We start from the raw sequence: 12,901 nt of genomic DNA on the forward strand, positions 1-12,901 counted from the left end.
TATAGGCAAGCCCACGGTTGTCATATACCTGATAGTCTTTTTGATTCAAATCAATGGCCTTGTTGTAATTGGAGATGGCCTGTAGATACATTTGCTTATCGTTATAGACAAGTCCAAGGTTGTTATATGTCAGGTAGTATTTTGAATTCAAATCAATGGACTTATTGAAATCGGCAATGGCCTGTTCATACATCTGCTTATAGTAATAGGCAAGCCCGCGGTTGGTATAGGCCATATATTGTTTCGGATCTAATTCAATTGCTTTGTCAAAATCAGAAATAGCCACATCGTACATTTGTTTTTCCAGATAGACAAGCCCAAGGTTACTATATGATGTAGCAAAATCAGGTTTTAATTTTATCGACTCATTTAAGTCAGAAATAGCTTGATCATACATCTGCTTATTGTAGTAGGCAAGCCCCCGGTTGCTGTATGGCTTATACTCTTTCGGATTCAATTCAATCGCCTTATTGTAATCAGAAATGGCTTGATCGTACATTTTTTTGTCATTATATACCAGTCCGCGATTGTTATAAGCTTCCCACATTTTTGGATTGTTTTTTATTGCCTTGTTTAAATGAGCAATAGCCTCGTCATACTTCCCGTTTTGTTCTTCTTTATAGCCTTTATTATTGTAATAAGTTGCCAGAGAGCTACACCCGCCTAAAACCAGGCCAAAAGTTAATATTAAGATTAGTTTTAAAAATGATTTAATTGCACTCACCTCTTTCATTGAATCTATAAATTCAAACAAAAGAATAATTAATAAATGCAAGATGATATTCTAAAGAAAAAACAGCCTTCTCCTTTATTTTTTTGTATTAATCTGATTCACCGTTTTGATTATATGCTTCTTTTTGTATTACTAGGCTAGTTACATAGTCTCAAAAACGAATTGGATTTTCGTATTAAGAGGAAACATAGGCTAATATGAATTTTCAATTCTTTAAGTCTTAGATTCATTGGAAATGGTATTATTAGGACAAGATACTCCGAAGGGATGAGCCTGTATGAAGCGATATTCAGTTGGGAAGACGAATATATTAGAGGCACTACCTATATTGAAGTAGAAGATGATGGCTATGCAATCAAACAAATTGCAGTTACACAAAACAAGTACATTGCGTCAAACCGTAAAGACGACGAACATCATTATTATTTAGCTGAAGGGTTATTAGATGTAAGTGAACTGTTTGATGATGGTGGTAATGAGATTAGCGAGAAAGAATTTTATATAACATGGAATAAACATAGTGAGGTTCGAATAAATACTTGGAACAGTACAAAAGAAAAATATCCAATTGGATTAGAGGTTGAAGGTAAAATTGAAGTCTTTTATCCTCAAGGTGTAATAGTTAATTTTGCCGAAAATGTAATTGGAGTCGCTGACTATATTAAATGTAAAGAAAACCTGAAAATCTTAATCCCCATCACAAAATAACAGGAATAGTTAATGGGTAAGATGAAGAAAATATGTGGTTAATTATAGATAATCCTAAGGTGTATTAAAATCTTCTTCATCCAATATTTCAACTGAAATTAGGTCTGTTTCGGCAGACCATTTTTTGTTGCTCAACCTGTATTGGAATAAAAAGGAATAAATTTATGTTTATCGAAATATATAAATTAATTGCTTTCAAAAATTTATATTGAGATGTTTAAAAAAGTAGGAACATGAAAGTTAACGAATGTAGGTGATTTTTTTGAAAAAGGTCATTGTTTCTAGTATACTTCTCATCTTTTTAGTCGCTATTGGATTTGGTGTTTATTATTTCATCCCAAAGACTGTAAATGAGTCAATAAAGGGTGTTGAATATCAATTGGGTTCAGGTCATGATCAGGTAAATGCTGTGACGATAAAAATAAAGGGCAAACTTCATCATTCTTTATTAGGAAAAAGAAGGTTTATAGGGTCAATTGATGTTAAAGGTGCTAATTATCCTAATCCAAATAAAGATCGTAAATTAGAAATAGCATTTGATCAAAATGGCATGGGGATAATTGAATATGGTTACTTTAAAAATGGACATCCAAAAATCGATAGTTATGGCATTATCTTTGCTAACAAAGATTTTAACAAAGTGACGATCGAGGAACTTAGAGAAGATCATAATGGTAAAGGTTGGTCAGGTAAAGACGGATGGGTGGTTACAGGTCCAGCGAATAGCAAAAGTGAAGCTTTGATAATTACAAATGAGTTAATGAAAAAAGTTTTACACAACAAATTAAAATAATAGCTACATTGTTATAAATCTAACCAATGCTCTAGTTGAATCATGAGTCACATTTGTAGCTCTATTTTTATTTATTAAAGAGGGTATAGCAAAACAAATTACCGTATAATACTTACAGAATTTAGAGCTTCTATGTATCTTATAAAAAAGTATAGACTCTTATAAATTAAAAACTATATAAAATAATTCTCACAAACTATATAATATACATTTAAGTGCTTAAATACAGGAGAATTATCAATATGGAACTTTTTATGGTTGGATTTGCTCTTTCTGCATCTCTATGTTTTGATATAGGCGTTGCGAATGTCGCTGTTATACAAACAAGTTTGACTAGAGGCACTGCCCCTGGTATTTATATGGGGTTAGGCGCAACCACTTCAGACTTACTTTATGCAATTTTATCGCTAGTAGGTTTATCCCTTTTATTAAATAATATTTACGTTAGATATGTACTTTGGGTAGGTGGTACATTAGTTCTTATCTATATGACATATCTCATGTTAAAAGATGCGTTTAAGCAAAGAAGCTTGAACTTAGAAGCAGATAACAGTAAAGTTAAAAGATCAATTTTAAAGGATTATTTTAAAGGATTTACCTTAACAGCTTCGTCGCCATCTGGTTTTCTTTGGTTTGCAACTGTTGGAGGAAGTATTATTTCTGCGACCATAAAGAATCACTCTAAAATCGAAATCTTTTACTTTTTTGGTGGCTTCCTTTTGTTTAATCTATTATGGTCACTTTTATTACCGATCGTTGTTAAGAAAGCTGAACATCTAGTAGGTCCAAAAATACTTAATATTTTCTCTTTTATTGCAGCAATCATTTTCCTTTACTTTGCAGGTCATGTATTCATGGATGGGTACAAAAATTTATTAAATTAAGTGAGATAATCAACATACAAAAAGCCAATTCCTAGACTAAGGATTGGCTTTTTTTTATAAATTAAAAATTCTTTTTTTTCTCTTAAATCTTCAAGACATATGTAAAGAACTTCGATTACCTTTTTTCTATTTTCCTTTTTAACCAAAACGGGCTATACAAAATGTAAAAGCTCACAATCATCACCATTTCTGCCGAGAGAAGATACCATGGCCAAGGTCCTAGATAATTTAATAGAGAAGCATTTTCGGGCTTTTTCATGAGATACATAAAGTTAGCTTTCAACAACTTATTAACGAAAAATACGCAAGCTGCATAAATGTTAACAATGAGAATGGTCACCCACATGGATGGTATGGTCGGTCGATATTTGCTGGCCACCACCATAATCAAGCATGCAAGCACCACTCCTCCATGCGAAACAAAAAACTCGAAATATCGAAAGTGCGGAAACGAATAATGGCCAAGATCAGGTGTCAGGATGGCTTGGATAGAACTGGCTAACCCAGCAAAATACATGAATTGAAACACTCTATAGCTATTTGTCAGAAGCATTATAATTCCCAGAATGACAGTAATATCACTAAGTTCAAGTGGTAACCCCGTTTTAAGCGACCAAGCATTCTCATACACAAGCCATATATGATAAAAAATCTCAGAAGCCAATAAGAGAAATGCTAAAGAGAAACGAAAAAACCGTTTTTTCTCTGATTCTTGAATCTGTTTTCTAAAGAATAATAGTAGAATACTGAGAATCAATATGATTCCGATTGTTAATAGGTGATTTAATGAAAAAAGGTGAAACGGACCTAATTTTGAATGAAATTGAAAAAATCTTTCCAACATAATACCCCATTAATTGATTTGATTTTATGAGTATTGTTAGTTTGGGGCAAATTTTGTTAGTTCTATACAGGCGTTCAGTTTTTGACTCGTTTTCAATTTGTTTGCTATGTGAAGACACAAAATGTTCACTAATAATGTGAAAATATTCACAATGTGTATTGTATAATCAATCTGTAAACATAGCACACATAAATTTCATTAAATCAACTGGAGGAGTATATATGTTTATTAATTTCCTACGAAACAATAAAATCGCTGCAGGTGTATTAACCATTCTTCGTCTGTACGTCGGATACGAGTTTATCACTGCAGGTTGGGGCAAATTATCAAGTGGAGGATTCGATGCGTCAGGTTTCCTTGCTTTCGCAGTAAAAAGTGCAACGGGCGAGCACCCAGCTGTTCAAGGTTGGTGGGCAGATTTTTTAACAAATTTCGCTATCCCGCATGTGGACTTATTTAATTTCTTAGTACCGGTCGGCGAATTTGCTATTGGTCTTGGTTTAATCATTGGTTGCTTTACAAAAACAGCAACATTCTTTGCACTTATGATGAACTTTGCATTCATGTTTAGTGGAACGACAAGCATTAACCCACAATTAGTTTTATTAAGTATATTCATTATTGTAGCAGGATCAAATGCAGGTCGATTTGGTTTAGATTATTTTATTACTAAATTTGTTCCCAAATTAGGTGGAATAAAGCAAAATCATCAAGTAGAAAAAAAACTAGCATAAGTTAAAAAGAGAAAACATCGTTAGTTCATTGAAATAACAATAATAATTCAACATTATAAGCAATCATATTATTATTTTAATTATTTATAAAAAAGGATAGAAATGTAGAAGTGAATTCTACTATTTCTATCCTTTTTTTAGTGTAAACGATCGTACATACTACAACTACATTAATGGAAAATTGATAATAAATTATTTGGAAAATACCGGTATTTTAAAATCGTTATGATTTTTGCTTTAATATGTTACAATATTGTGAACAATAGGAAAAAAAGACGTTTGAAATTTAAAACATATTTTTAAATAAGAAAAGTAAGTAAAAAGGAATGGGAAATATGAGATTTCATTTTGTGTTGCTACAAATAACAATTGCTGCAGGTGTATTAACTACTTTATTAAAACAATTAGAAGAAGTTCATTTGATGTACATGACAGCATTTATGTATGTTTCGGTTGTTTTTATTAGTTTTTGGATCAAAGAAAATCAAAAGAAATTAAACCGTTTAAATGAAAGTGAAGATCAAAATAGTTAAAAGGAGAGATAGATGATTCTATCGCTCCTTTTAACTATTTTATTGTATAAAAAAATTTAGAGAAGTACTAACCAGATTAATTTAGATTATGAATTAATATTACGAGGTATAGCACAATTCAGAGCACTCGAATACATCTGATGGATGAACCATATTGGTGTAAAGATCTTGATGAGGAAGTAAGAAGATTTTTAAATGAGATATATAAGGACCATGAATCGAGGGAGTAAGAGTAGCATTTCTCTTGCTCTTTTTTTTTGTTTAAGACAAAAAACTTGTAGATCGTGTTTAGTTATAGGGATTGTTGACTCCAGTTAAAATATTAACTTCATTCTATACTTCAACTAAAGCAAGAGTTACTTATTAACTTTGATGATACTTAAAAGAAAGGGTAAGATTAATGGGGTATAATGAAGAAAGATAAATTGATGGAATAACGAGGTATTTATTGATGACAAGACAAAAGAAACTAAGAGGAGAACGAAGACGAATTCGTAACCTCAAAAGGGAATTAACCGAACTTTCTAAAAAACTCACAACTCCCCGTTCAACAAGTAGTACTTATAAGGGGTATGATGCTTTTCATTTTCGAATGTTCGAATTAATTGGTGAGTTTGATTTAATTCCAAGACGTAAAAAAAGAGATTTTCTACAAGAGATTATTAATTTAGTTAGTAATTTACATAATCTGAAAACATCAAAAGAAAGTGGATATCGAGTAATGTGTTACTTCTTTCTTCCGCATATGGAGTATATGATAGTATCCATTTTTTATACTAAAGCAGGATTAGATGATTTTTACCGAGGGCTTTATCATAGTGGTAGATTTGAAAAAGAAATGATTCCAATTGTTGACCCGAATTACTTACAAAGAGAGTGGCAAATAAATGTTCCATCGTACTTAGAAGTAAAAGGCTATCATTGTAATTTTAAAGCTAGAGAAAATGAAACGATGTGGCTTATTGGAAATTTATCATAAGAATAGATGTAAGGAGAAAACCCTGAAGCTTTCACTAGTTCGAGGGTTTTTAATATATGAAGAAAAGTATTAGTTGAAATCTGTTTCTACACTAACTGTTGACTAATCAACAACAAAAGAATACAATAAGTGTTGATTAGTCAACAAAAATAAAGATGGTGATTACAATAGAAAAAGAAACCATGCATTTCATCATGCTCAACAGCAAGATTTTTAGAAACACACAAATTTATTTAGACAAAGTTATAAAAAAGTATGAACTTAGTAGTGGCTCGTTTTTATATTTAATTACTTTAGAAAAAAATGAAGGAATTAGCCAAAATAAACTGAGCGAAGAAATCGGTCATGATAAGGCTATGTCAGCAAGAACGATTAAAAAACTAATCGATCTAGATTATGTAAATAAAGAGCAACACGAAAAAAATAGTAGGGCTTATCGGTTATATTTAACTGAAAAAGCTAAAAACATTATGCCCGAGATTCATGAAAAAATTCAAGAAATGGTGGATTTATTTACAGAAGAATTAACAGAAGAAGAATTGCTTATTACGATGAGATCTTTAAAAAAGATATTTGATAGTACGAACAGATTTAGGGATTGAACAGTAGCAATCTAAAACAATAATGAAGAAGAGGAGAAACTTAAGATGATCAATAAAAGTAATATCTCAGAACTTTATAAACTTGGATTAGGTTGTGGTGGGATGATAAATGACGCTAATAAGTCTGAAAATATCGCTACAATCCATGAAGCACTTGATTCTGGAATTAATCATTTAAATACAGCAGACTTTTATGGTTTTGGAAAGAGTGAAATGGTAATTGGTGAAGCACTAAAAGGTCAAAAGAGAGAGAAAGCTTTTGTATCAGTAAAGTTTGGGGTATTAGCTGCACCTAATGGCTCATTTTATGGATTAGATGTGAGACCGTTATCGATCAAAAACTATCTTACTTATACACTTAAAAGATTAAATTTAGATTATATCGACCTTTACCAACCAGCCCGAATTGATTTAGGCATTCCTGTTGAAGAAACGATCGGCGCAATTTCTGACTTGGTTAAGGAAGGTTATGTAAAACAGATTGGGATTACACAAGTTGATGCTGAAACGTTAAGGAAAGCAAATTCTGTTCATCCAATAAGCTTTATCGAGACGGAATATTCCCTGTTTAATAGGAGCATGGAAAAAGAAATTTTACCAACAGCACGAGAGCTTGGCGTTGGAGTAGTTGCATTTGGCGCAATTGCACATGGATTACTTAGTGGTACTTTTTCAAAAAATAATGCAAAATCATATATTCCAATGTTTGCTGAAGGAAATATAGATAAAAATCTTGAACTTGTTGAAGAACTACGTAAAATAGCTGATGAGAAAAATATAACAATTCCACAACTGGCTCTTGCGTGGCTTTCATCAAAAGGGGATGACATCATCACATTAGTTGGTGCATCAAGACGAACTACTCTTAGAGATTCACTAAAATCTGTAGACGTTAAATTAAGTGCTGATGATATTGAAAGAATTGAGAAAGCAATACCTGAAGATAAGATCGCTGGTAGTAGTTTTCCAAAAATGGAATTTAAGAATGGTGTAAGATTTAACTAGAAAATTGATAATTAAAATTAACGACTGTTTTTATTAGACAGTCGTGTTTTTCTATTTCTCCTTAAGTGTTGAAGTAATATCAGATGCTTCAAATTTAATACATTGTATTGATCAACTGTTTAGTCACCTTTTTTTATTCCGTAAAATGGAATTTAATTCAATTAAATAGGATAATTTGCTTTGGAAAATTAAAAGTAATAATTGATAGAATAAAAGTGAACTAATTCAGATGTATTTTTATTTATCTCATTTAAAGGAGGATAAGTGATCAAATGAAACATTACTTAGAATTCACTGTAAACATAAAGCCAGTTCAAGCAACTCAACTTATTTTAGAAGACACAGAATTACAATCTAATTTAATTTTTCAGGATAATAAAGGTGCTGAGGAGAAAGAAATTGTAATCCTAGTATTTCAAAAATTCTTTTTTAGAAACAATAGTACAGCAACACTGACAGTTACAATTGATGACTTTAGTGGTGTGACGTATGTTAAGTGCATTTCCTCAGGTAATGGAGATGGAATATTCGATATTGGTTGGGGAGCAGGGAAAAGTTTTATTAAACCAATCAGACAAAAGTTGGCAGCTAATATATTGGAAATAATTGAGGATAATTAATTCATTATTAGAGTGTAGTTGTCTTTTTTACTGTTACAGCGGATTTAATGTTAACAAATGAAAGTTTAAAATAGTACTCAGTATGACAGAATGGGGATTACGATGTTGCAACAAATTAGAATAGGAAAATGGCTAATCGAAGTTGATATTGATAGAACACGAGAATTTTATAATAAAGATATAGAAGTCTGTAACTGCTTATATTGTAAAAATTACCTTGTTGCTACAAAGTTTTTTAACCCAACTGTAAACGATATTTTTGAGAAACTTGGAATTAATTCAGTAAAACCAGCGCATCTTTCAGAATTCCCTACTGAGGTAAAAGCGAGGCGTTTATACTTAGGTAATTATTATTTTGTTGGTAGAGTACTAGAAGGCGAATTATGTACTAATTCAAACTTTAATAAAACAAATACAATTGAGATCGAGAATTTTATAATCGGTTTCTCAAAAGAATTAGAGTTTTTGCCAGAAGCCTTGCCAATTCCAGTCTTACAGTTAAGTTTTAAAGCTAATATTCCCTGGATTCTTGAAGAAGATCCAGAAGATTAAGTAGTAGAATGTTTAATAAGGTGATAATTAAGAAACAAGGATTAACAAGAGAAGTAGGCAGGTGAAATTTATGAACAATACAAGAATATTACCAGAACCTCACAGGTATTCAGTATGTGCCTCTATTGATATGTCTATTAAAGAGTGTTATAAAGGAGTATTCGAGGAAGTTTATATTTTTTATCATCCTTTTATTAAGCCTATTACATTGGATTATGATTCATTTGAGTATGATAATTATCCGGGCAAAAATGACATTATTAATAATTGTGAAGTGGTAAGTTGGAAGCAGTTTTTAACTATTTCTGGAATTAAAACTTACAAAGAATTAGATATAGGATTAAGGACTTACATAACGGGATTAGAGCCAAAATACCAAAATGCAGAAACTGAAAAAGTAATTCAAAAGTGTTGTGAAGAACATCAATTAATCATTCCAACTGAAGGCTCCTTCCCAGAAATTTTAATGAATTCAATTCTTAGCACTATTAAAAACGAAGGCCACGAATGGATTTGGAATGGAGATGAATTTTGTACAGAACGGAAGTTAGAATATATTGATGACTTGATTGAAGCTAATAAAACATTTCCAAATGGTCATATAAATTTTTTTACGCATGATCATAATATATTGCTAACTACGCATTGGGATAGTCCCTTTTCCATGCTCTGTTCGGATAAAAGTACAATCGGAAAAATTGTTAAAGCATGTAATTTAGAAGGATTTTACTGTGATGATCAAACAGAAATAGTTTGGAGTATATTCAACTGATCTATTTTTAAAAAGATGCGAGTTAATAAACTACTGCAAAGGTAAAACAACCAAAGAGGTGAAAATGCATGGAGATTTCAATCCGAAATGCCAATCAAGAAGACTACGAGTCATTAATATCATTATTTAGACAAGTTCACGATTTACACGTTTTTGAAAGACCGGACCTATACAAGAAGAACTCAACTCCAGTAGGTGAAGAGGAATTCAATAACCAACTAAAAGATAATAAACAACATATTCTTGTGGCAACTCTAGGTACTGAAATAGTAGGCGTGGCAGTTTTGAAGGAAGAAGCAATACCTGAAAACTCATTTGTTAATGCAAGGAAAATCTTACTTGTAAATAGTTTATGTGTTGATGATGCGAGTAGAAAAAAGGGTATTGGAAGAAAACTCATGCATTCTGTTATTGATTTCGCGAAAGAATTGAACGTTGATAGTATTGAATTGGGAGTTTCGGAGAGTAATCAAAATGCAATCCATTTTTATGAGTCAATTGGAATGGCAACAAAAAATAGAAAAATGGAGTTTCGATTAAGATAAATAAAAGAGATGTACATAACTTGGAGCCAAATAAATGGCTCTTTTTATCTATAAGGAAAAATTGTACTATATAAAATACCCTACTATTGAAGGAATTAAAGTTTTACTCAAAATGGTACAATCATTTTTAATAAAAATTCTGTATTTATCTTTTTTAGAGGTTAACTATGAAAATTAAATTATTGTACTATGCTCCATTTTTATTAACTGTGCTAATAGCTATTTGCGTTGGTATACCTCAAACTAAATCATTTGTAGGTCGATGGTTATTTATTTCAATATTTGATTTTGCACTTTCAATTTTAGTTATTGTTTTAACGTATTTTCTTTATTTTTTATTGATGGGAAAATACTTTAAAAAAACTGTCAGGTATTCTTTTCAGGCTGCTTTTAGAACAATCGGGTTGTTAGGGATTTTTTTGATATTTTCGGTAAGTATTTACAAGCCAATCGAAGATATAGTTTATTTTACAAATGAAACAAAAACAGAATTAACGAAGCGATCGCTAACTTTATTTGAAGAAAGAATGAAAACAAAAGGAAAAGTTGATAGCGTATATCAGATTAGTAGAATGAAAGGCTGGGCTGATGTTGAAGTTAGTGTCTTTGAGAAAGTTAGGGCACTTGAAATCGATATCATGCCAATTAATAAAAATGATAACCGAATTGAAAATTTTTATTATGTATATAAGGATGGTAAATGGGTACTAGACAGAACAATATCACAAATATACTAAGTTATAAAATAAAGAGCCTGTATCATTGATTACTTGATAATCGTGGATACAGGCTTTTTGTGTTTATTAAATCATTGTTGCTGTATATGTGTTTGTTCTTTTAAATGATCTGTCAGTTCATCTTGATATTTTAATTACTAATTCTAAAAATATTTAATTTCATTGGTATACGAAATGAAACTGTGAATATTTTCTTATGAGGAGGTAGTGTAATGAAAAAGAAGGAACTTCCAACGATTAAGAAAATTATCGAGAAGAATAGGGAAGAGCGAGAGAGAAAGTTGAAATTGTCAAAACAGAAAACAAACGAGTTTTTTAAAAAAATCAAAGAATATTAAAAATAGGAGCCGCATTTTATGGCTCCTATTTGTTTCCTATACTATTTAATTTTTCCATAAATCTTGCAGTTTGATTTCTACTTTGCGCTAATCGATCTTTTCGTTGTTTTCGAACTTCGCCAATAACACTTTCTAGTGAATTATCTTTTGCAACTATCGTTCGATCACCAATTGTTACTGTTACAGCACCAGTTGAATTATTTGCATAAGCTCGAACTTTACTATATCTTTTTCTATTTCTATCGTTAATTCTTCTAGATTCTTCTTTTAACATATAATTCACCTCTCTTATTATTTTGAAGAAACCAGTGGTTTTTCGCTAATAATCTTAGAGTGCGACTTTAGGATTCTATGAATATCTGCTGTTTGTAATATCTCACTTTGTCCTAAAAGTATACTATTTTCTAAGAATTCTTGCAATGTAACTTCATCTTGAAGATTCACGAAAAACGTAATGATCCAATACTCATCTTTACTCTCAATATAAATCTTATATGAGTATGAGTCATCTGTTTGTAAAATAAGTTCATCAGTTTGAAAATAACATCTTACGTAGGGTTCATTCACCATATGAGAGTCCTTACAATTAAATTCATCTTTAAATGAACGTCTAGGATATTCTTTATGTAGTAGACTAAACTGTCCATCTTTCACTTTATAGATACAAAATGGGGATTCCATTATATAGAGATGTTGGTAATCAAGTGTCCCATTAGCGATAAATTCAATATTTTCATCTAAATGAATAAGAATCTTATTAAGGAACAGTATATTTTGCTCATACGATTCAATTGTAAAATTCATATCTTCAACTATATCTTGTAATCTATTGACCTCTTCTACTGTCATATCTTTTATCTCACGGATGGCACGTTCACCACTGTTTCGTAACATGAAATTATTTAATGATTCAATTGAAAAGGTTGTACCTAAAAACGGTTGAACAATTGCGTATTCATTCGGTCTAAAAACTCTGTATGCATCAATATGGAATAAATCTTCATTCTTCCAATTCGGCATCTGAAGAAAGGTATATATAACTGTTACAATGTACCAAATTATCAATCCATATATAATGAGTTGCCAAAATGAATGTTGATGATAAAAATCATAGCCCCATTTAAACCATGATTCTGGAATAGGAAGAAATTTGGTAATTGTTGCAACAAGACCCGTTATCCCAGCGCCAACTTGTAATTTTGATACTTTCATACCATATTGTCCAATTGTTATCAGCGACACTAACTGTTTAAATGGATAAAATAAGAAAAGAGGTATCCACATTCGCTCAAATCCGTTTTTCTTTTTTACCGTTTTGTAATTGGAATTAGCAGCTGAAATAAGAGGGTCCAATACCTTTTGGAGTTCTACTACACTTTCATCAAAATTGCTCTCCATTTTTTTCTCCTTTATATTATTTTGTAGAATCGGTATGGTTAAAGGAAATCTTTACCAAACTCATATTAAGTATAGCATGAACTCATTTTCAATTTTACAAGATTCTACTTGGACACATAAAGTT

At 31.1% G+C, this 12,901-nt stretch carries 18 protein-coding genes; 14 read left to right on the forward strand and 4 right to left on the reverse strand.

The features are described 5' to 3' along the window. Positions 1–775 (reverse strand): tetratricopeptide repeat protein (locus tag ACFVR2_RS01715; protein ID WP_387358322.1); only part of this gene is annotated, 775 nt, incomplete at its 3' end. A gap of 225 nt (positions 776–1,000) precedes the next feature. Between ACFVR2_RS01715 and ACFVR2_RS01720 the strand changes: the two genes are divergently transcribed. From ACFVR2_RS01720 to ACFVR2_RS01730, 3 genes are all read left to right on the forward strand, one after another. Then, complete coding sequence (locus ACFVR2_RS01720) at positions 1,001–1,441, forward strand: hypothetical protein (RefSeq protein ID WP_387358324.1); 441 nt, start codon at positions 1,001–1,003, stop codon at positions 1,439–1,441. Between the two features lie 262 nt (positions 1,442–1,703). Next, positions 1,704–2,234: a hypothetical protein gene (locus ACFVR2_RS01725; protein ID WP_387358326.1), complete on the forward strand. Its 531-nt coding sequence runs from the start codon at positions 1,704–1,706 to the stop codon at positions 2,232–2,234. Positions 2,235–2,476: 242 nt separating this feature from the next. After that, positions 2,477–3,118, forward strand: coding sequence for a LysE family translocator (locus tag ACFVR2_RS01730; RefSeq protein WP_387358328.1), 642 nt, complete (start codon positions 2,477–2,479; stop codon positions 3,116–3,118). 115 nt (positions 3,119–3,233) lie between these two features. Here the strand turns inward: ACFVR2_RS01730 and ACFVR2_RS01735 are convergent, their stop codons facing one another. Further along, positions 3,234–3,959: a YwaF family protein gene (locus tag ACFVR2_RS01735; RefSeq protein WP_387358330.1), complete on the reverse strand. Its 726-nt coding sequence runs from the start codon at positions 3,957–3,959 to the stop codon at positions 3,234–3,236. Between the two features lie 224 nt (positions 3,960–4,183). Between ACFVR2_RS01735 and ACFVR2_RS01740 the strand changes: the two genes are divergently transcribed. From ACFVR2_RS01740 to ACFVR2_RS01790, 11 genes are all read left to right on the forward strand, one after another. After that, on the forward strand, positions 4,184–4,696 hold the full coding sequence (locus ACFVR2_RS01740; RefSeq protein ID WP_387358332.1) for a DoxX family protein: 513 nt from the start codon (positions 4,184–4,186) through the stop codon (positions 4,694–4,696). A gap of 335 nt (positions 4,697–5,031) precedes the next feature. Then, a complete protein-coding gene (locus tag ACFVR2_RS01745; protein WP_387358334.1) occupies positions 5,032–5,229 on the forward strand; it encodes a hypothetical protein in 198 nt (65 codons plus the stop codon). Between the two features lie 451 nt (positions 5,230–5,680). Next, positions 5,681–6,208, forward strand: a complete 528-nt coding sequence (locus ACFVR2_RS01750; RefSeq protein WP_387358336.1) for a DUF3916 domain-containing protein — start codon at positions 5,681–5,683, stop codon at positions 6,206–6,208. A 158-nt stretch (positions 6,209–6,366) separates the two neighbouring features. Further along, complete coding sequence (locus tag ACFVR2_RS01755) at positions 6,367–6,810, forward strand: MarR family winged helix-turn-helix transcriptional regulator (protein ID WP_387358338.1); 444 nt, start codon at positions 6,367–6,369, stop codon at positions 6,808–6,810. Between the two features lie 45 nt (positions 6,811–6,855). Beyond that, positions 6,856–7,815: an aldo/keto reductase gene (locus ACFVR2_RS01760; RefSeq protein ID WP_387358340.1), complete on the forward strand. Its 960-nt coding sequence runs from the start codon at positions 6,856–6,858 to the stop codon at positions 7,813–7,815. A gap of 272 nt (positions 7,816–8,087) precedes the next feature. Continuing rightward, positions 8,088–8,435, forward strand: coding sequence for a DUF6054 family protein (locus ACFVR2_RS01765; RefSeq protein WP_387358342.1), 348 nt, complete (start codon positions 8,088–8,090; stop codon positions 8,433–8,435). Positions 8,436–8,537: 102 nt separating this feature from the next. Continuing rightward, the gene (locus tag ACFVR2_RS01770) at positions 8,538–8,987 is read left to right on the forward strand and encodes a hypothetical protein (RefSeq protein WP_387358344.1); all 450 of its coding nucleotides are present in this window, start codon (positions 8,538–8,540) and stop codon (positions 8,985–8,987) included. Positions 8,988–9,057: 70 nt separating this feature from the next. After that, positions 9,058–9,759, forward strand: a complete 702-nt coding sequence (locus ACFVR2_RS01775) for a DUF2711 family protein (RefSeq protein WP_387358346.1) — start codon at positions 9,058–9,060, stop codon at positions 9,757–9,759. 68 nt (positions 9,760–9,827) lie between these two features. Beyond that, positions 9,828–10,304 carry a GNAT family N-acetyltransferase gene (locus tag ACFVR2_RS01780; RefSeq protein WP_387358348.1) on the forward strand — a complete coding sequence of 159 codons (477 nt, stop codon included), beginning with the start codon at positions 9,828–9,830 and terminating at the stop codon, positions 10,302–10,304. A 167-nt stretch (positions 10,305–10,471) separates the two neighbouring features. Next, positions 10,472–11,041 (forward strand): hypothetical protein, encoded by a 570-nt coding sequence (locus tag ACFVR2_RS01785; protein ID WP_387358350.1) that lies wholly within the window; start codon positions 10,472–10,474, stop codon positions 11,039–11,041. 212 nt (positions 11,042–11,253) lie between these two features. Further along, positions 11,254–11,379, forward strand: coding sequence for a hypothetical protein (locus ACFVR2_RS01790; protein WP_387358352.1), 126 nt, complete (start codon positions 11,254–11,256; stop codon positions 11,377–11,379). A gap of 25 nt (positions 11,380–11,404) precedes the next feature. Here ACFVR2_RS01790 and ACFVR2_RS01795 read toward each other — a convergent pair whose 3' ends face one another. Together ACFVR2_RS01795 and ACFVR2_RS01800 are read right to left on the reverse strand one after the other, a co-directional pair. Further along, the gene (locus ACFVR2_RS01795) at positions 11,405–11,653 is read right to left on the reverse strand and encodes a hypothetical protein (protein ID WP_387358354.1); all 249 of its coding nucleotides are present in this window, start codon (positions 11,651–11,653) and stop codon (positions 11,405–11,407) included. A gap of 17 nt (positions 11,654–11,670) precedes the next feature. Further along, the gene (locus ACFVR2_RS01800; protein WP_387358356.1) at positions 11,671–12,777 is read right to left on the reverse strand and encodes a hypothetical protein; all 1,107 of its coding nucleotides are present in this window, start codon (positions 12,775–12,777) and stop codon (positions 11,671–11,673) included. Positions 12,778–12,901: the final 124 nt, after the last annotated feature.

The organism is Gottfriedia sp. NPDC057991, from assembly GCF_042886615.1.
Lineage (GTDB): Bacteria > Bacillota > Bacilli > Bacillales > Bacillaceae_G > Gottfriedia.

Bases quoted from the DNA above. Each gene is read 5' to 3' on its own strand.
- ACFVR2_RS01720 (WP_387358324.1), top strand. From the start codon at position 1,001: ATGAGCCTGTATGAAGCGATATTCAGTTGGGAAGACGAATATATTAGA.
- ACFVR2_RS01730 (WP_387358328.1), top strand. From the start codon at position 2,477: ATGGAACTTTTTATGGTTGGATTTGCTCTTTCTGCATCTCTATGTTTT.
- ACFVR2_RS01740 (WP_387358332.1), top strand. From the start codon at position 4,184: ATGTTTATTAATTTCCTACGAAACAATAAAATCGCTGCAGGTGTATTA.
- ACFVR2_RS01745 (WP_387358334.1), top strand. From the start codon at position 5,032: ATGAGATTTCATTTTGTGTTGCTACAAATAACAATTGCTGCAGGTGTA.
- ACFVR2_RS01750 (WP_387358336.1), top strand. From the start codon at position 5,681: ATGACAAGACAAAAGAAACTAAGAGGAGAACGAAGACGAATTCGTAAC.
- ACFVR2_RS01760 (WP_387358340.1), top strand. From the start codon at position 6,856: ATGATCAATAAAAGTAATATCTCAGAACTTTATAAACTTGGATTAGGT.
- ACFVR2_RS01765 (WP_387358342.1), top strand. From the start codon at position 8,088: ATGAAACATTACTTAGAATTCACTGTAAACATAAAGCCAGTTCAAGCA.
- ACFVR2_RS01770 (WP_387358344.1), top strand. From the start codon at position 8,538: ATGTTGCAACAAATTAGAATAGGAAAATGGCTAATCGAAGTTGATATT.
- ACFVR2_RS01775 (WP_387358346.1), top strand. From the start codon at position 9,058: ATGAACAATACAAGAATATTACCAGAACCTCACAGGTATTCAGTATGT.
- ACFVR2_RS01780 (WP_387358348.1), top strand. From the start codon at position 9,828: ATGGAGATTTCAATCCGAAATGCCAATCAAGAAGACTACGAGTCATTA.
- ACFVR2_RS01785 (WP_387358350.1), top strand. From the start codon at position 10,472: ATGAAAATTAAATTATTGTACTATGCTCCATTTTTATTAACTGTGCTA.
- ACFVR2_RS01790 (WP_387358352.1), top strand. From the start codon at position 11,254: ATGAAAAAGAAGGAACTTCCAACGATTAAGAAAATTATCGAGAAGAAT.
- ACFVR2_RS01795 (WP_387358354.1), bottom strand. From the start codon at position 11,653: ATGTTAAAAGAAGAATCTAGAAGAATTAACGATAGAAATAGAAAAAGA.
- ACFVR2_RS01800 (WP_387358356.1), bottom strand. From the start codon at position 12,777: ATGGAGAGCAATTTTGATGAAAGTGTAGTAGAACTCCAAAAGGTATTG.